The organism is Pseudomonas sp. 9.1(2019) (assembly GCF_009910445.1).
GTDB classification, from domain to species: domain Bacteria; phylum Pseudomonadota; class Gammaproteobacteria; order Pseudomonadales; family Pseudomonadaceae; genus Aquipseudomonas; species Aquipseudomonas paraversuta.
In genome coordinates this window covers 123,883-141,285 of record NZ_VBWF01000004.1, presented here as the reverse complement: position 1 = coordinate 141,285, position 17,403 = coordinate 123,883, and the positions used below count along the sequence as shown (strand labels likewise).

At 59.3% G+C, this 17,403-nt stretch carries 15 protein-coding genes; 9 read left to right on the top strand and 6 right to left on the bottom strand.

Annotated features, from left to right (window positions below):
• Positions 1–21: 21 nt before the first annotated feature.
• Entirely contained in the window at positions 22–1,077 is a 1,056-nt protein-coding gene (gene epd, locus FEZ21_RS05230; protein ID WP_010656695.1) for an erythrose-4-phosphate dehydrogenase, read from the bottom strand.
• 106 nt (positions 1,078–1,183) lie between these two features.
• Positions 1,184–3,181 carry a transketolase gene (gene tkt, locus FEZ21_RS05225; protein WP_010656696.1) on the bottom strand — a complete coding sequence of 666 codons (1,998 nt, stop codon included), beginning with the start codon at positions 3,179–3,181 and terminating at the stop codon, positions 1,184–1,186.
• 272 nt (positions 3,182–3,453) lie between these two features.
• On the opposite strand from tkt, the gene FEZ21_RS05220 reads away from it, so the two are divergent.
• From FEZ21_RS05220 to FEZ21_RS05205, 4 genes are all read left to right on the top strand, one after another.
• The gene (locus tag FEZ21_RS05220; protein ID WP_004419611.1) at positions 3,454–4,449 is read left to right on the top strand and encodes a metalloregulator ArsR/SmtB family transcription factor; all 996 of its coding nucleotides are present in this window, start codon (positions 3,454–3,456) and stop codon (positions 4,447–4,449) included.
• Positions 4,450–4,468: 19 nt separating this feature from the next.
• The gene (gene metK, locus FEZ21_RS05215; RefSeq protein ID WP_004419612.1) at positions 4,469–5,659 is read left to right on the top strand and encodes a methionine adenosyltransferase; all 1,191 of its coding nucleotides are present in this window, start codon (positions 4,469–4,471) and stop codon (positions 5,657–5,659) included.
• Between the two features lie 163 nt (positions 5,660–5,822).
• Positions 5,823–7,487, top strand: coding sequence for an NAD-dependent DNA ligase LigB (gene ligB / locus FEZ21_RS05210; protein WP_160626603.1), 1,665 nt, complete (start codon positions 5,823–5,825; stop codon positions 7,485–7,487).
• Between the two features lie 67 nt (positions 7,488–7,554).
• Entirely contained in the window at positions 7,555–7,950 is a 396-nt protein-coding gene (locus FEZ21_RS05205) for a DUF1090 domain-containing protein (protein WP_004419614.1), read from the top strand.
• Between the two features lie 107 nt (positions 7,951–8,057).
• On the opposite strand, the gene FEZ21_RS05200 is transcribed toward FEZ21_RS05205, so the two are convergent.
• A complete protein-coding gene (locus FEZ21_RS05200; protein WP_004419615.1) occupies positions 8,058–8,507 on the bottom strand; it encodes a cytochrome c in 450 nt (149 codons plus the stop codon).
• Between the two features lie 121 nt (positions 8,508–8,628).
• On the opposite strand from FEZ21_RS05200, the gene FEZ21_RS05195 reads away from it, so the two are divergent.
• Positions 8,629–9,783: a murein transglycosylase A gene (locus FEZ21_RS05195; protein WP_160626601.1), complete on the top strand. Its 1,155-nt coding sequence runs from the start codon at positions 8,629–8,631 to the stop codon at positions 9,781–9,783.
• Positions 9,784–9,869: 86 nt separating this feature from the next.
• On the opposite strand, the gene FEZ21_RS05190 is transcribed toward FEZ21_RS05195, so the two are convergent.
• Complete coding sequence (locus FEZ21_RS05190; protein WP_004419617.1) at positions 9,870–10,256, bottom strand: MAPEG family protein; 387 nt, start codon at positions 10,254–10,256, stop codon at positions 9,870–9,872.
• Between the two features lie 13 nt (positions 10,257–10,269).
• The gene (locus tag FEZ21_RS05185) at positions 10,270–11,103 is read right to left on the bottom strand and encodes a DMT family transporter (protein ID WP_160626599.1); all 834 of its coding nucleotides are present in this window, start codon (positions 11,101–11,103) and stop codon (positions 10,270–10,272) included.
• A gap of 151 nt (positions 11,104–11,254) precedes the next feature.
• Here FEZ21_RS05185 and FEZ21_RS05180 point away from each other — a divergent pair, with 151 nt between their 5' ends.
• The 3 genes from FEZ21_RS05180 to FEZ21_RS05170 all read left to right on the top strand — a co-directional run bounded on the left by FEZ21_RS05180 (position 11,255) and on the right by FEZ21_RS05170 (position 15,029).
• Positions 11,255–12,520, top strand: a complete 1,266-nt coding sequence (locus FEZ21_RS05180; protein WP_004419620.1) for a sodium:proton antiporter — start codon at positions 11,255–11,257, stop codon at positions 12,518–12,520.
• Between the two features lie 144 nt (positions 12,521–12,664).
• Positions 12,665–13,036 (top strand): hypothetical protein, encoded by a 372-nt coding sequence (locus FEZ21_RS05175; RefSeq protein WP_004419622.1) that lies wholly within the window; start codon positions 12,665–12,667, stop codon positions 13,034–13,036.
• 1 nt (position 13,037) lies between these two features.
• Complete coding sequence (locus FEZ21_RS05170) at positions 13,038–15,029, top strand: pyrroloquinoline quinone-dependent dehydrogenase (RefSeq protein ID WP_010656700.1); 1,992 nt, start codon at positions 13,038–13,040, stop codon at positions 15,027–15,029.
• Between the two features lie 84 nt (positions 15,030–15,113).
• On the opposite strand, the gene FEZ21_RS05165 is transcribed toward FEZ21_RS05170, so the two are convergent.
• The gene (locus FEZ21_RS05165; protein WP_004419625.1) at positions 15,114–16,031 is read right to left on the bottom strand and encodes a LysR family transcriptional regulator; all 918 of its coding nucleotides are present in this window, start codon (positions 16,029–16,031) and stop codon (positions 15,114–15,116) included.
• A 108-nt stretch (positions 16,032–16,139) separates the two neighbouring features.
• On the opposite strand from FEZ21_RS05165, the gene FEZ21_RS05160 reads away from it, so the two are divergent.
• The gene (locus tag FEZ21_RS05160) at positions 16,140–17,372 is read left to right on the top strand and encodes a D-amino acid dehydrogenase (RefSeq protein ID WP_127196525.1); all 1,233 of its coding nucleotides are present in this window, start codon (positions 16,140–16,142) and stop codon (positions 17,370–17,372) included.
• Positions 17,373–17,403 lie beyond the last annotated feature (31 nt).

Below are 17,403 nucleotides of genomic sequence, written 5' to 3'. Positions count from 1 at the left end.
GCAGTTCCTGAGTTTCTAATGTTAGAGAGCGGGGTTGGGGTGGGTAACGTGCAAATAGTGCTCTGCCACATCGATCATTCGATTGGCAAAACCCCATTCGTTGTCAAACCAGGCCAGCAGGTTCACCAGCCGTGGGCCGGAAACCCGGGTCTGACTGGCATCAACAATCGCCGAATGCGGATCATGGTTGAAATCACAACTGGCGTGGGGCAATTCGGTATAGGCCAACAAGCCTTTGAGCGGGCCGCTGGTGGCAGCCTCGCGCAGCACGCGGTTGACTTCCACGGCGTCGGTGTCGCGCGCCGTGACCAGGGTAATGTCCAGGCACGACACGTTTAACGTCGGCACCCGAACTGCTTTGGCCTGGATTCGGCCGGCAAGTTCCGGCAATAAACGTTCGATGCCTTTGGCCAGGCCGGTGGAGACCGGAATCACTGACTGAAACGCCGAACGGGTACGACGCAAGTCTTCGTGGTGGTAGGCATCAATCACCGGCTGATCGTTCATCGCCGAGTGAATGGTGGTGATCGACACGTACTCCAGACCAAACGCCTGATCCAGCAAGCGCAACAGCGGCACGCCGCAGTTGGTGGTGCAGGATGCATTGGACACCAGACGCTCTTCGCCGGTCAGCGTGTGCTGGTTGACGCCGTACACGATGGTGGCGTCGACATCGGCGTCGCTGGCCATCGGTTGCGAAAACAATACGCGGGGAGCCCCGGCATCAAGAAAGCGCTGGGCGTCGGCGCGGGTGTTGTAGACGCCGGAGCATTCCAGCACCAGGTCAACGCCCAGCGCGGCCCAGTCGATCCCTTCCGGGGTGGCACTGCGGAACACTTTCACGCAGTCGCCATTGATATGCAGGCAGTCGCCTTCGATCCGTATCTCGCCGGGGAACCGGCCATGGGTGGAGTCGAAGCGCGTCAAATATTCGAGGCTGGCCATATCGGCCAAGTCATTGAGTGCAACAATTTCAAACCCGGCAGCGGCCCCTCGCTCAAACAACGCACGCAAGACGCAACGACCAATCCGGCCGTAGCCGTTGAGTGCAACTTTGTAAGGACGCGGTTGAGGCATGGGGTTCTCGAATTGTCGGGTGACGCTAATGCCATCGCGAGCAAGGCCGCGCCTGCAGAATGAATAACCATCCTGCAGGCGCGAGCTTGCTCGCGATCTGGCGCTTTTAGTCTTCCAGCAGCTCTTCAGCCTGACCCAGGATGTTTTCCAGGGTGAAACCGAACTCTTCGAACAAGGCAGGCGCAGGCGCCGACTCGCCGTAGGTGGTCATGCCGATAACGCGGCCTTCCAGGCCCACGTACTTGTACCAGTAGTCTGCATGGGAAGCTTCGATCGCAATCCGCGCGCTGACCTGCAGCGGCAGAACCGACTGCTTGTAGCCTGCGTCTTGAGCTTCGTAAACGCTGGTGCATGGCATCGAAACCACGCGCACCTTGCGGCCCTGTTCGGTCAGCTTCTCGTAAGCCTGAACCGCCAGGCCCACTTCGGAACCGGCCGAGATCAGGATCAGTTCAGGCTCGCCTGCACAGTCCTTGAGCACGTAACCGCCACGATTGATGTCTGCGATTTGTGCAGCATCACGGGTTTGATGGTTAAGGTTCTGACGCGAGAAGATCAACGCGGACGGACCGTCGTTGCGCTCCAGGGCGAATTTCCAGGCCGCGGCAGATTCCACCGCGTCGGCCGGACGCCAGGTGTCCAGGTTCGGCGTGGTACGCAGGCTGGTGAGTTGCTCCACCGGCTGGTGCGTCGGGCCGTCTTCGCCCAGACCGATGGAGTCGTGGGTGAATACATAGATCACACGCTGCTTCATCAGGGCCGACATGCGGATGGCGTTACGGGCGTATTCCATGAACATCAGGAAGGTAGCGCCGTAAGGCACCAGGCCGCCGTGCAGGGCGATGCCGTTCATGATGGCGCTCATGCCGAACTCACGTACGCCGTAGTACATGTAGTTGCCGCTGGCGTCTTCAGCCGAAACACCTTTGCAGCCTTTCCACAGGGTCAGGTTGGAACCGGCCAGGTCAGCAGAGCCGCCCAGCAGTTCAGGCAACAGCGGGCCAAAGGCGTTCAGGGCGTTCTGGCTGGCTTTACGGCTGGCGATGGTTTCGCCTTTGGCAGCCACTTCATTGATGTAGGCAGTAGCCTTGGCATCGAAGTCAGCTGGCAGCTTGCCGCTCAGGCGACGGGACAGTTCTGCAGCCAGCTCCGGGAACTCGGCGGCGTAGGCGGCGAAGCGCTTGTCCCACTCGGACTCGGCAACAGCACCGGCTTTCTTGGCATCCCATTCGGCGTAGATATCGGCCGGGACTTCAAAAGGACCGTGGTTCCAGTTCAGCGCCTTGCGGGTCAGAGCGATTTCTTCCAGGCCCAATGGAGCGCCGTGGCAGTCTTCTTTACCCTGTTTGTTCGGCGAGCCGAAACCGATGGTGGTTTTGCAGCAGATCAGCGTTGGCTTGTCGCTTTTGCGTGCAGTCTCGATCGCGGTTTTGATTTCTTCCGGGTCGTGACCGTCAACGTTGCGGATCACTTGCCAGTTGTAGGCTTCGAAACGCTTTGGCGTGTCGTCGGTGAACCAGCCTTCAACTTCGCCATCGATGGAGATGCCGTTGTCATCGTAGAACGCGATCAGTTTGCTCAGGCCCAGGGTGCCGGCCAACGAGCCAACTTCGTGGGAAATGCCTTCCATCATGCAGCCATCACCCATGAATACGTAGGTGTGGTGGTCGACAATGTTATGGCCAGGACGGTTGAACTGCGCGCCCATGACTTTTTCTGCCAGAGCAAAACCCACGGCATTGGCGAAACCCTGGCCCAGAGGACCGGTGGTGGTTTCAACGCCCGGCGTGTAGCCCAGCTCCGGGTGGCCCGGGGTACGGCTGTGCAGTTGACGGAAGTTTTTCAGGTCTTCGATCGACAGGTCATAGCCGGTCAGGTGCAGCAACGAGTAAATCAGCATCGAACCGTGGCCGTTGGACAGCACGAAGCGGTCACGGTCAGCGAATGAAGGGTTGCTCGGGTTGTGCTTCAGATAATCGCGCCACAGTACTTCGGCGATATCCGCCATACCCATAGGGGCACCGGGATGGCCGCTGTTGGCTTTTTGCACGGCATCCATGCTGAGTGCACGAATGGCGTTGGCACGCTCACGACGGCTGGGCATCGCTGTTCTCCTAGGTTTGGTAAATACGAACTTAAATAAAACGGAACGCAAAAAAGGCGAGCATTTTCCCTCAGGCACTGCCCTCGGGGCAATGACAGATAGTCACTTGGGGCGTTTTTCCTGTGCTTAACCGTTCAAGCTGTTAAGGATCGGACATTTCGTTTCGTTAATAGACACAACCCATCCGACAAACGCGCCATCCATCACCCAATATCGAAAAGTTTTGATATTGAACTTGCGGGCCGCGAACGGGGTAACTAGACTGCGGCCCCATGAACCTACACGCGCCTTCAATCCGCCACGACGATTGCGATGAGCTCTTGGCCCTGTGCAAGGCCGGAGGCGATCCGCTGCGACTGAATGTGTTGCGCGCGCTGGCCAATGATTCGTTTGGCGTGCTGGAGTTGACCCATATTTTCGCCACCGGCCAGTCAGGCATGAGCCACCACCTCAAGGTGCTGTCACAGGCGCAACTGGTGGCAACCCGACGCGAAGGCAATGCCATTTTTTATCGCCGTGCCCTGCCCCACACCGAACTGCCGGGCGGGAAGTTGCACGCAGCGCTGCTGGAAGAAGTCGACAACCTGACCCTGCCCACCGATGTACAGGCACGTATCAGTGCCGTCCATGGGCAACGTGCTGCGGCCAGTCAGGACTTTTTCTCGCGGGTCGCCGAAAAGTTTCGCGCTCAACAGGATTTGATCGCAGGTTTGCCGCAGTACCGGGATAGCGTCCTGGCCTTGCTCGACAAACTAAGCTTCAACCCAGCGGCCACGGCCCTGGAAGTGGGCCCCGGAGATGGCAGTTTCTTGCCTGACCTGGCCCGTCGCTTTCACCAGGTCACGGCACTGGACAACAGCCCGGCGATGCTTGAACTGGCCCGCCAGTTGTGTGAACGCGAGTCACTGGAGAACGTCAGCCTGATCCTCGCTGACGCTTTGCAGGATGCACAGATCCAAGCCGATTGTGTCGTTGTGAACATGGTCTTGCACCATTTCGCCGCACCGGCCGAAGCATTCAGGCAACTGGCCAACTTGTTGCGCCCTGGCGGTAGCCTGCTGGTAACAGAGTTGTGCAGCCATAATCAGGCATGGGCCCGCGAAGCCTGCGGTGATCTGTGGCTGGGTTTTGAACAAGATGATCTGGCCCATTGGGCCACCGCTGCGGGACTCGTTCCCGGGGAAAGCCTCTATGTAGGCTTACGTAATGGTTTCCAGATTCAGGTCCGCCACTTTCAGCGGCCGGCTGGCGACACTCACCATCGGTAAATATTAGGAAACCGTCGAGATGAGCGAATACTCCCTTTTCACCTCCGAGTCCGTGTCTGAAGGGCATCCGGACAAAATCGCCGACCAGATTTCTGATGCGGTGCTGGACGCCATCATTGCTGAAGACAAGTTCGCCCGTGTGGCGTGCGAAACTCTGGTGAAAACCGGCGTAGCAATCATCGCGGGCGAGGTCACCACCTCGGCCTGGGTTGACCTGGAGCAGCTCGTCCGTGATGTGATCACCGACATCGGCTACAACAGCTCCGACGTTGGCTTCGACGGCGCGACCTGCGGCGTGATGAACATCATCGGCAAGCAGTCGCCCGACATCAACCAGGGTGTTGACCGTGCCAAGCCTGAAGATCAGGGTGCCGGCGACCAGGGCCTGATGTTCGGCTACGCCAGCAACGAAACTGACGTGCTGATGCCGGCGCCGATCACTTTCTCCCACCAGCTGGTTCAGCGTCAGGCTGAAGCCCGCAAATCCGGCCTGCTGCCGTGGCTGCGTCCGGACGCCAAGTCCCAGGTCACTTGCCGCTACGAAGGCGGCAAAGTTGTGGCGATCGACGCCATCGTACTGTCGACCCAGCACAACCCGGATGTCTCCTACAAAGATCTGCGCGAAGGCGTGATGGAGCTGATCGTCAAGCATGTGCTGCCAGCCGAGCTGCTGCACAAGGACACCCAGTTCCACATCAACCCGACCGGCCAGTTCATCATCGGTGGCCCGGTGGGCGACTGCGGCCTGACCGGACGCAAGATCATCGTTGACACCTATGGCGGCATGGCCCGTCACGGCGGCGGCGCGTTCTCGGGCAAGGATCCATCCAAGGTTGACCGTTCGGCGGCCTATGCCGGTCGTTACGTGGCCAAGAACATCGTGGCAGCCGGCCTGGCCGAGCGTTGCGAAATTCAGGTTTCCTACGCTATCGGCGTCGCTCAACCGACTTCGATTTCGTTGAACACCTTTGGCACCGGCAAAATCTCCGACGACAAAATCATCAAGCTGGTACGTGAGGTGTTCGACCTGCGTCCATACGCCATCACCACCATGCTTGACCTGCTGCACCCGATGTACCAGGAAACTGCTGCGTACGGCCACTTCGGCCGTACACCGCAGGTCAAGACTGTCGGTGACGATACCTTCACCACGTTCACGTGGGAACGTACCGACCGTGCTGAAGAGCTGCGCACCGCTGCCGGTTTCTAACTGAACCTGCTGCACCAAAAGCCCCGGACAGGTGACTGTCCGGGGCTTTTTGTTATCTGCACGCGGGAGCCGGTTCGTTTGAAATACCCGGCAAAGCTCCTGGTGCGAGACGCAAAATACCTTCACTAGGCTTAAGCATTCACCCCGGGCAAGGACGCTCATGATGCTCGCCTCACTTCGATTTATCTGCGGGTTCTGGCTCGCGCTACTGGCACTCAACGCACTGGCTGACACCTGCCCCGACCGGGCTCGATACCAGGCTCTGCAGCAACAGCTGGAAACCTGGGACGACAGCTATCACCGCCTGGGTATTTCACAGGTCAGCGACGCGGTTTACGACCAGTCCCGCACGCGCTTTGAAGGCTGGCAGCACTGTTTCAAATTTGCTGTTGTGGATAACCCGCTAAAAACCGCGGGCGGCAGTGTGCCTCACCCCGTGATCCATACCGGCCTGCTGAAACTGCCCGATGAGAAGGCCGTCAAACAGTGGATCCAGGGGCGCCAGGAGCTCTGGGTTCAGCCCAAGGTCGATGGCGTAGCCGTCACCCTGGTGTATCGACAAGGGCAACTGCACCAGGTGATCAGCCGGGGAGACGGGCAAACCGGGCAAAACTGGAACCGGGCGGCACGGGCCATCAGCGCCATCCCCCAGCAATTGCTGCAACCTGTGGATATCGTGCTGCAAGGCGAACTGTACTGGCGGCTGCCCGGACATATCCAGGCCAGATCCGGCGGCGTGAATGCCCGCAGCACGGTCGCCGGCCTTATGGCGCGTCATCAATTGAGTGCCGGGCAAGGGCAAGGCATCGGCCTGTTTGTCTGGGACTGGCCTGAAGGCCCCGACACCCAGGACGGGCGGCTCGCCCGACTGAGCACCCTGGGTTTTGCCGACAGCCAGGCCTTGAGCCAGCCGATAGAGAGTTTCGAACAGGCCCGGCAGTGGCGCGAACACTGGTACAACAACCCGCTACCGTTCGCCAGCGACGGTCTGGTGCTGCGCCAGAGCCGGCGCCCTGCGGCTGAACGCTGGCAGGCAAAACCGCCGAACTGGGCTGCCGCCTGGAAATACCCGCACGCTCAAGCCCTGGGCGAAGTTCGCAAGGTGACCTTCAAAATTGGCCGCACCGGACGCATAACCCCGATGCTGGAATTGATCCCGGTGCGCCTCGACGACCGCACCATCAAACGCATCAGTGCCGGTTCCTTCAAGCGCTGGCAGGCCCTGGACATCCGCCCCGGGGATCACGTGGCCATCAGCCTGGCAGGCATGACCATCCCGCGACTGGACAGTGTCGTATTTCGTACCAGTAAAAGGGTTGAAGTGCAGGCACCCGATCCCGATAATTTCCACGGCCTCAGTTGCTGGCAGCTGTCACCAGGCTGCGAGGGCCAGTTTTTGGCCCGTTTGAGCTGGCTGAGCGGTAAAAAAGGTCTGGCCATGCAACATGTCGGCCCCGGAACCTGGAATGCATTGCTTCAGGCAGGGCGAATCAACAACCTGACCGATTGGTTGACCCTGGATGCCGCGCAGCTTGCTAACATTGATGGCTTGGGCGAGCGTAGCACCGCCCGCTTGCTCGGCAGTTTGCATGCAGCCCGGTTACAACCGTTCGAACGCTGGCTGCGGGCCATTGGCCTGCCGCCGACTGCAGACGCGCCGTTGGGCCAGTCGTGGCAAGCGCTGGCGGCACGTGACACCTTGGCCTGGCAGGCACAACCAGGCATTGGAGCCAGTCGCGCGGTGCAGTTGAGTTCTTTTTTTCGCGATCCGAACGTGCAGGCTTTGAGTGAAGAATTACGCGCTGCCGGTATTGCCGGTTTCGACTAGAAACCCCAGGCCGCAGCATTACTTTTGAAAATTGTGTTTATTGTCATCTTTTGTCATGGAGCTCTTTATGAAACTTCTTTCCCCGCTCGCCCTGTTAACTGTCTGCAGCCTGCTGGCTGCTCCGCTGATGGCCGCAGAGCCTGCGCCGGAACTGACGGGCTGCGCAGCCAAGAAACAGGCCATCAGCCTGCAGCTTGAACAAGCTCGCGCCCACAACAATTCCGGCCAGATTGCCGGCCTGGAAAAAGCCCTGAGCGAAGTCACTGAACATTGCACCGACGCGGGCCTGAAGAAAGAACGCGAGAACAAGGTGCTGGAAGCCAAGCACGAAGTCAGCCAGCGCCAGGCCGACCTGGACAAAGCCATGAAGAAAGGCGATCCGGAAAAAATCGACAAGCGCAAAACCAAACTGGCCGAGTCGCGCAAAGAGCTGCAAGAGGCGCTGGATCAGCTGGATAAATAAGCCCCCTCTGCAGGAGCGAGCTTGCTCGCGAGCTCTTCAACATGATCACGTGACTGCGTGATCGCGAACAGCTCGCTCCTGCAGGACGGATTGCAGTTGCGGTTCACTCAGTGATTACGAAATTCCTTGTGACACGCACTGCAGGTGTCTTCGACCTTTTGCATTGCAGGGGTCAGGTTGCTGGCTTTATAGGGTTGTATCCGGCTAGCGACAACCAGCTCGCCTGTGGCAGCTTCCAACTGGCGAGCCAACTCCTGAAAACGTGCCTGTTTTTGCCAGACATCGTCGGTGGCGCTGGTTTGATCGGATTCCTTCACCTGAGGAAAATGCTTCCACGGCTCGTAAGCCAGGGCATCGAGCTTGACTGCACCCTCGGCAAAGCGTGGTCCGTCAAAGGCGATCCTGCCACGCAACATGCCGCCCAGGTCTTCACTGGTCTTGAGCATTTGCTTGAAAATCGCTTTACGCTGGCCCAGCGGCGAATCGGGATCAACCCCGCCACACGCCGATAACGTCAGGCAGGCCAGTAATACAACAGTCAGTCGTTTAACAATCATGGTGGCTCACGTCACGGGAATCGGCCGCCAGTATCCTCGCGTCACACACAAAGACCAATAGCCCTATTGAATATAGGGTTTGCCTTGAAGGTCACTCGGCAAATCTCGAAGGAACCTGCTGATGAGTACATTTTTCAAGCCTCTGGCCTGGGCACTGCCCGTTGTCATGTTACTGGCCGGATGCAATGGCACCGACAAGGATGCTGACAAGGGCAGCACCAAACCGGAGCCCCACACCACTTACAGCAAAGCTGAATGGAGTGCCCTGCCGCAAGTGACAGGCAGCGACCTGCAAAGCGGGTTTGCCTCATGGCGCAGTGCCTGTACCCGACTCAAGGCCGACCCTAACTGGGGAAGCGTGTGCAGCGATGCCGCCAAGCTGACTGCCAGCCCGAGCGTAGAGCAAATCAGCAGCTTTCTGCAGACTCATCTCGATGTGTACAGCCTGCGCTCGGCCGAAGGCAGCAGTGACGGGCTGATCACCGGGTATTACGAGCCGGTTTACCCCGGAAGCCTGAAACCCACCCAGGCCGCGAATGTGCCGATCTATGGCATTCCGTCCGACCTGATTGTGGTGAATCTGGACAGTATCTACCCCGAACTGAAGGGCAAGCGCCTGCGCGGTCGCCTTGAAGGCCGCGTACTCAAGCCTTACGACACCGCCGAAACCATCAACAGCAAAGGTCTGAACGCACCGGTGCTGGCGTGGCTCACTGATCCGATGGACCTGCAGTTCCTGCAGATCCAGGGCTCGGGCCGAGTGCAACTCGACGATGGTCGCCAGCTGCGCATCGGCTATGCCGACCAGAACGGTCATCCGTACAAACCCATTGGCCGCTGGCTGGTAGAGCAAGGCGAGCTGAAAAAAGAAGACGTGACCATGGGTACCATTCACGCCTGGGCAATGGCGCACCCGGAGCGCGTTCACGAAATGCTGGCCAGCAATCCGAGTTATGTATTTTTCACCCAGAACCCCGACAGCAACGAAGGCCCGCGCGGCTCACTGAACGTGCCGCTCACGGCCGGCTATAGCGTGGCGGTGGATCGCAAGGTCATTCCGCTGGGCAGCCTGCTGTGGTTGTCGACCACCCAGGCCGACGGCCAACCCATAGTCCGGCCGGTTGCGGCCCAGGACACCGGCGGTGCAATTGCCGGTGAGGTTCGCGCGGACTTCTTCGTCGGCACCGGCCCCCAGGCCGGGCAAATAGCCGGCGACATGAAGCAAAAGGGCAATATCTGGCTGCTGTGGCCTAAAGGCGCGGCGTTGCCACAGTAACCTGGTGCAGGAGCGAGCTTGCTCGCGGGCGCTTCAACATGGTCCCGTGATCGCGAACAGCTCGCTCCTGCATTTTCAGCCTGAACTTACATCGACACAAAAAAGAAGCTGACCACCAGCCCCATGCCGATAAACCAGACCACCGAACGCATCATGGCCCAGTCGGCCAGATAACAGATGATGTACAGCAGGCGGCTGGTAACAAACAGCACCGCCAGCACGTCGATGGTCACGGGCTGCGCATTGCCCACGATATCGGCAATGATCACCGCGGCGGCAAACGCCGGGGTCACTTCAAAGCTGTTGAGCTGGGCGCTATGGGCGCGCTTGGCAAATCCTTGCAGACCGTCGAGAAACGTCCGTGGATCATGGTTCTGCCGCGGCCCGAACTTGCCGTCGCTGAACTTGGCAAAGGCGGTACAGACATAGGGCAGGCAAAGGGCAATCAGTACACACCAGAAGGCAACCGTCATTGGAATTTCCTTTTTAGAGTTTCATCACGAGCATGCCGATCAGCACCAGCCCACAGGCTAAGAGCCTCGGCCCACCAAAAGGTTCTTTGAGGTAACGCATACCGAACAGCACCACCAGAATCACACTGACTTCACGCAATGCCGCGGCCTCGGCAATCGAGCCCAGCTGCATGGCCCACAACACCAGGCCATAGCTGGCCAGAACACAAATCCCTACTGCCACCCCCAAACGCCATTGCGTACGCCAGAACAGGCTAAACGCGGTACGCCTGCGGGTCAGCGCCAGCAACGGGAACGGCCAGGCGCTGATCAGGGTTACCCAAACCAGATAATCCAGCGGGTGCGACCAGCGCCGCAGGGCCTGACCATCCAGGAAGGTATAGCAGCCGATGCACAGGCCAATCAGTGCAACCACTGGCAGCAGCGACCAAGGCAACCGATCACCGCCACCGCCCTGCCACAGCAGGCAGGCCATGCCGCACGGGATCAGCAGGATACCGATGATTTGCTGACCGGTAAGGGCTTCGCCGGCAAACGTCAGGGTCAACGCCAGCACCACCAGTGGCGAAAGCCCGCGCATCAGCGGATAGACTAATCCCAGATCACCCACCCGATAGGCGCGAATCAACAGCACCCGGTAAAGCAGTTCGAATACGGCAGATGCCAAAATCCACGGCCAGATGTCCATGGGCGGAAATGCCACAAACCCCACCAGCGCAACAACCAGAAGCAGCGCAACCGTGTCCATGCACGCGATCACCAGCAAACGCTCGCCACTGAACTTAATCAGGGTATTCCAGATCGCATGTAACACAGCCGCGATCAGCACCAACGTGGTTGCCAGCACCGTTACCTCCTTTATTTTTATGGATCGGCATCTTTTTTATACGGTATTCATGACTGTGCCGCGAATATGTGTCGCTGCCGTCTGCTTTTTCATCAAACAAGACCTGACCCGATCAGGGTCTCCACTGACTCCCGCCACTACAGGATCCCGGATGCTTGAACTTGTTGCTGCGTTTATCTGCCTGACCTCACTGCTGACATACGTGAACTTCCGTTTTATCGGCCTGCCGCCAACCATTGGTGTGATGGTCACCGCCCTCATGTTTTCCCTGCTGTTGCAAGGCTTGAGCTTTATTGGCTATCCCGGTCTCGAAGATCGCGTGCAGGAGTTGATCGGCCAGATCGATTTCGGCGATCTGCTGATGAACTGGATGCTTTCCTTCCTGCTGTTTGCCGGCGCCTTGCACGTAAACTTCAACGACGTACGCAGCTACCGCTGGCCCATCGGCCTGCTGGCCACCGTCGGTGTGCTGATTGCCACCACCGTGATCGGCAGCCTGGCGTACTGGATCTTTGGCCTGTTTGGATGGCATATCAGCTTCCTGTATTGCCTGCTGTTCGGCGCCCTGATTTCGCCCACTGATCCGATCGCCGTGCTTGGCGTGCTGCGTACCGCCAACGCATCCAAACCGCTGAAAACCACGATTGTCGGTGAATCGCTGTTCAATGACGGCACCGCCGTTGTGGTGTTCACCGTATTGCTGGGCATTGTGCAACTGGGCGAAACCCCGAGCCTGGGCGCCACCGCGATGCTGTTTGCCCATGAAGCCATTGGCGGCGTGGTGTTTGGCGGTTTGATCGGCTATCTGGTCTATCGAATGATCAAAAGCATCGAGCAATACCAGATCGAAGTGATGCTGACCCTGGCGCTGGTGATCGGCGGCTCCGCCATGGCCAGCGAGCTGCATGTCTCGGCACCCATTGCGATGGTGGTCGCCGGTCTGATCATCGGTAATCTGGGCCGCAACAAGGCCATGAACGAGATGACCCGGCGCTACATGGACGGTTTTTGGGAGTTGCTCGATGACATGCTCAACGCGCTGCTGTTTGCCCTGATCGGCATGGAACTGCTGTTGCTGCCGTTCTCATGGTTGCACTTGCTGGCAGCGAGCGTGCTGGCCCTGGCCATCCTGCTCTCGCGCCTGTTGACCGTGGCCCCGGCCATTGTGCTGCTGCGCCGCTGGCGTACGGTGCCCCGCGGCACCATCCGCATCCTGACCTGGGGTGGTTTGCGCGGCGGGGTTTCGGTAGCCCTGGCTCTGGCCTTGCCACTGGGGCCGGAACGCGACCTGATCCTGAGTATTACCTACATCGTGGTGCTGTCGTCGATCCTGTTCCAGGGTTTGACCATCGGCAAACTGGTCAAGCATGTGACCAAAGATGCACCGGCTCCGGTCGAGACGGATCCCGCGCATTGATCTGAAGCCCGCAATCTCGCTGCCACCGCCCCCCCCCGGTAGCGACTGCGAAACTGTCGGGGCACCTCGTCCCGGCGTTTCCTGCCAGCTTGGCTACACTCTTTTTCCTAATGCCTGAGAGCATAAAACGTAAAGGAGAAAGGGATGAGTACTTCTGCTGGCTATGCACCGCCCAGGCGCCATACAGGCGCCTACATCATAGTTATCACCGCACTGATCGCCCTGGCCATTACGGCATGGCGATTTTTTACGCCACTGTCGGGCGTGACTGACTCCGGCGGCGCGATGGTAACGATGCTGGGCGAATTCGTTCTGTTCATTCTTGGCCTGTTGCTGATCAAGCATGAATTCGGGGGACTAAGAAGTTTCTTCGTTGTTCTTAGCTGGCTCGCGGTCATCGGGACGCTGTTTGGCGCGGTCCTCTTGCATGGCTGGTGGACAGCTCTGGTGCTGGTGGTGTGCGCCGCAGGGGTGGTCATCGAAACTTTTTGCGGCAAGCCAACAAGGAGCGCGTGACATGGATAAAGTAAAAAAACATCTTTTCACGGCACCGGTCATCTGCATGATCGCGGGTATTTCAACCGCACACGCTGACACCGCTTACATAGTGCCCACGCCCCTGCTGGCGCCATCCAGTATCTCCGCCGAAGACGCCAGAATACCCGTGCCCAATGGCAAGGAGTGGGACTCGTTCCATGGCCAGTTAAGCTCGCAAAAATATTCGCCGCTGAACCAGATCAACAAGGACAACGTCGGAAAACTGACCAAGGTCTGGCAGTATTTCACCGGCGACATGTCGGACGGGACCGGTAAAACCCCTGCCACTGTATGGTCCGCCACCCCGATCTTTGCCAATGACACGCTGTACGTCGGCACGCCTTTTTACCGGATCATTGCCCTTGAGCCTGAGACGGGTAAAGAAAAGTGGAGTTATGACACCAAGTCGCCGCTGGAGGCCCTCACCCAGCCGGCCTTGAAATCCCGTGGCGTAGCCTACTGGCAGGAAAAAAACCCGCAACCCGGGGTTGCCTGTCAGAAAGTCGTGTACCTGGGGAATATGACAGCCCAGTTGTTTGCAGTGGATGCCGACACCGGCAAGCCATGCGAAAACTTTGGCAAAAACGGCGTGGTTGATATCAACCAGTGGAACAAGCTCAACGCCAAATGGCCGCTGTCGGTCCTGCAGCCGCCGACCGTTATCGGTGACAAGCTGATCGTCGGCTGGGCCGGCAAGGACTGGGAGTACGAAGTCGAATCACCAGGCTCGCTGTTTGCTCTCAACGCCCGTACCGGCGAGCTGGAGTGGGAATTCAAACCGATTCCCGATGATGAGGCCGGCAATACCGGTACCGCCAATATCTGGACCGCCATGTCCTATGACGCGGCACTCGGCCTGCTGTACATCCCGGTCTCCTCGCCTTCACCCAACTACTGGGGCGGCAACCGGCCAAAAGCGATTCCTTTGGGTACCTCAACAACCGCGCTGGATATCAATACGGGCAAGGTCGTATGGTCCCGTCAGTGGGTTCACCACGATTTGTGGGACTACGATATCAACTCGGCCCCGACCCTGATGGACATCACCGTCGATGGCAAACCTGTAGCCGCGCTGGTTCAAGCTACCAAAATGGGCTTTCTGTTCACCGTTGACCGTCGTACCGGTGAAGACGTGTGGCCGATTGAAGAGCGGCCGGTGCCAAAAGGCGATGCCGATGGCGAAGTCTACTCACCCACGCAGCCCTTCCCGACCAAACCTGCTCCGTTGCTGGACCAGTCCAAGAAGCCCGCAATCTGGAAAATCGCCGATATTGTCGGCTTTGGCCAGTGTTCGAAAATGTGGGACGGCCTGGAATACAACGGCATGTACTCGCCACCTTCCACCAAAGGTAACGGCGTACTGGCCTACCCGGACAGCGCCGGTGGCGTGCAATGGGGTGGCGTAGCCTTCGATCCGGTCAGCCAGGTGGCAGTGGTTAACACCTCGCACATCGTGCAGATGATCAAGCTGTGGGATCGCGCCTCCTATGACAAACAACCCAAGGAAGCAGGCAACGAAAACGGCTTCTATCCGCAGATCGGCGCACCCTATGGCATGTCCTTGCTCAATGCGCAGAACTGGGCCGGCATGCCGTGCTGGGCGCCGCCTTTCGGTGAAATCGTCGCCATCGACATGCACACCGGTGACGTGAAATGGCGTCGTCCGATGGGCGCGGTGCAGCAATATGGCTGGTACATGCCTGAAAGCATGGGCTCACCTACCATCGGCGGGCCGGCAATCACGGCCGGTGGCGTAGTGTTCATTGGTGCCTCGATGGATGCCAAGGTGCGCGCCTACTCCCTGGATGACGGCAAGGAACTGTGGTCGGATAACGTCATGGCACCTGCTGTCGCCAACCCCGCGGTGTATGAGTACAAGGGCCGGCAATATGTGGCGTTTGTCGCGGGCGGCAACTCCATCATGAAAGATCAGGTGGGCGATCAAGTGGTGGTCTACGCACTGCCGAAATGATGCCGGGCTCCCACACGCCCTGACCGAGCCCTGTGGGAGCTGGCTTGCCAGCGATGCTATCGCCGGCAAGCCGGCTCCCACAGGTTATGTGTTTCCTCCCATCAACCGCTGCAACTGTTCGCCGGCCCGTCCGGCGAACAGTTCCAGCAACCCCTCCAGCGTATGCGCCGGTGCTTCATCGGCACGGGTCAGTGCATACAGGGTAATCGGCAATGCTGGACTCAACGGACGAATCAGGGTGCTCGCCCGCGAAGCACCCAGCGCCGTGAACGGGTCAATCACCGCCAGCCCCGCTCCCGACTCCACCATCGCCCGCGCCAGAGAATAGGTTTGCACCGCAATGCTGATACGCGGCGGCGGCTCAATGGTTTTCAGATAACTGTCCAGACGCGCGAATAACGGGTCGGCATTGCTCAGGCCGATCAACGGCGCATCTGCCAGTTCATGCAGCGCCAGCGGTTCTCCCTCACTCTCATCCGGCCAGTAACCCCGCGGCGCCAACGCCACCAATACGCCGTGGGCCAATGCCTGGGCCTTGAGCCCTGGATGGTCAGGCAGCTTGAATGTCAGGGCCACGTCCAGCTCGCGCATCAACAGGTTCTGCACCAGCTCCCGGCTATGGGCACTGGCCAGTTCGCAACTGATATCCGGGTAGCGCCGGGTCCACTCGCTGATCACCGGCGGCAATAGCGACAGCGCCAATGCCGGCGTACTGCCGATGCGCAAGCGGTGCCCGGGGGCACGGCGCAGGCTTTCGGCCAGTCGCTGAACCCCTTGCAGGCTCTCGCTGACCTTCTCGACTTCGCGTTCCAGCAGCAGGGCTTCAGGGGTGGGCTGCAGTTTGCCGCGTACCCGCAAAAACAGCGGGAACCCCAGTTGCAGCTCTGCGTGCTGCAGCACCTTGCTCACCGCCGGTTGCGAGACATGCAGCAGTTGCGCGGCAGCACTCACCGAGCCGGTTTGACGGATGGCCTGAAAGATTTCGATATGTCGCAAACGCATGGCGGTAGTCCATAACCTTTGTTTATGGGTAAGGCATCTTTATTCATTGTTCAGCCTCTGTCACCTACCCCTAATCTGAGCCCGAACAACATTGGGCTAAGGACTGACATGGGACAGCGGGTTTGCATCATCGGTGGTGGCGTTATCGGGCTGGCAACCGCGTATGCGCTGGTGCGCGACGGATTTTCAGTGAGCCTGATCGAAGCCCGGCCCACGCTCGCCAGCCAGACCAGCTTCGCCAATGGCGGCCAGCTTTCCTATCGCTATGTGGCACCGCTGGCCGATGCCGGGGTGCCCTGGCAAGCGATGGGCTGGATGTTGCGCGGCGACTCGCCACTCAAGTTGCGGCCCCGCATGGACCCGGCCCAATGGCGCTGGATGGCGTCATTTATCGCCGCCTGCCGGGGCTCGGTGAATCAGCGCAATGCTGCGCACTTGCTGCGCTTGGCGCTCCTGAGTCAGGCCACCTTGCAGCAGTGGCGTGAAGAAGATCAATTGAGCGGTTTTGAGTGGCGGCGCAACGGCAAGCTGGTGACCTTCCGCAACCCGGAAAGCTTCGACAAGGCGCGGGCCAGAGTTGCCCACAGCCCATTTCAACAAGCACTGTCTGCCAGCGAATGCGCAACCCTTGAACCAGGCCTGAAGGACTCGGCGTTTATCGGCGGCATCTATACCCCCGACGAGGAAGTGGGTGATTGCCATGCTTTCTGCCAGCAACTGGTCGCCCGTTTGCAAGCCAGCGGCCGTTGCACCTTTTTGCTGGGTAAAACCGTCACCCGTATCCATCACGCCAACGGCGCAGTCAGTGCCGTGCAAATGGGCGATGAGCATTTGCCAGTGGATCAACTGGTGCTCTCAGCAGGACACACCAGCCCGGCCCTGAGCTTGCCGGGGTTGAATTTGCCGCTTTACCCGCTCAAGGGCTACAGCCTGACCCTGCCCCTGAGCGACCCGCAAAAAGCGCCGAATGTGAGCATCACCGATTACGACCGTAAAATCGTCTACGCCCGCATTGGCGAGCAGTTGAGAATTGCGGCCATGGTCGACATCGTCGGTTTCGATACTTCCCTGGACCCCAAGCGTCTGGCACAAATGCGCCAACTGGCCGCCAGCACCTTCCCGGATGCCGGCAACTATCACGACGCCATCGAATGGGCCGGCATGCGTCCTGCAACACCTGGCGGCGTGCCTGTCCTCGGTGCCAGCGGATATCGCAACCTGTGGCTCAACCTCGGCCACGGAGCCCTGGGCTTCACCCTGGCCTGCGGCAGCGCGCGCCTGTTAAGCGACCTGATCGGACAACGTAAACCCGCCATCGACATGCAGGGTCTCTGCGCCTGAATACCTAACTCAACGTACAAGGAAATCCCCG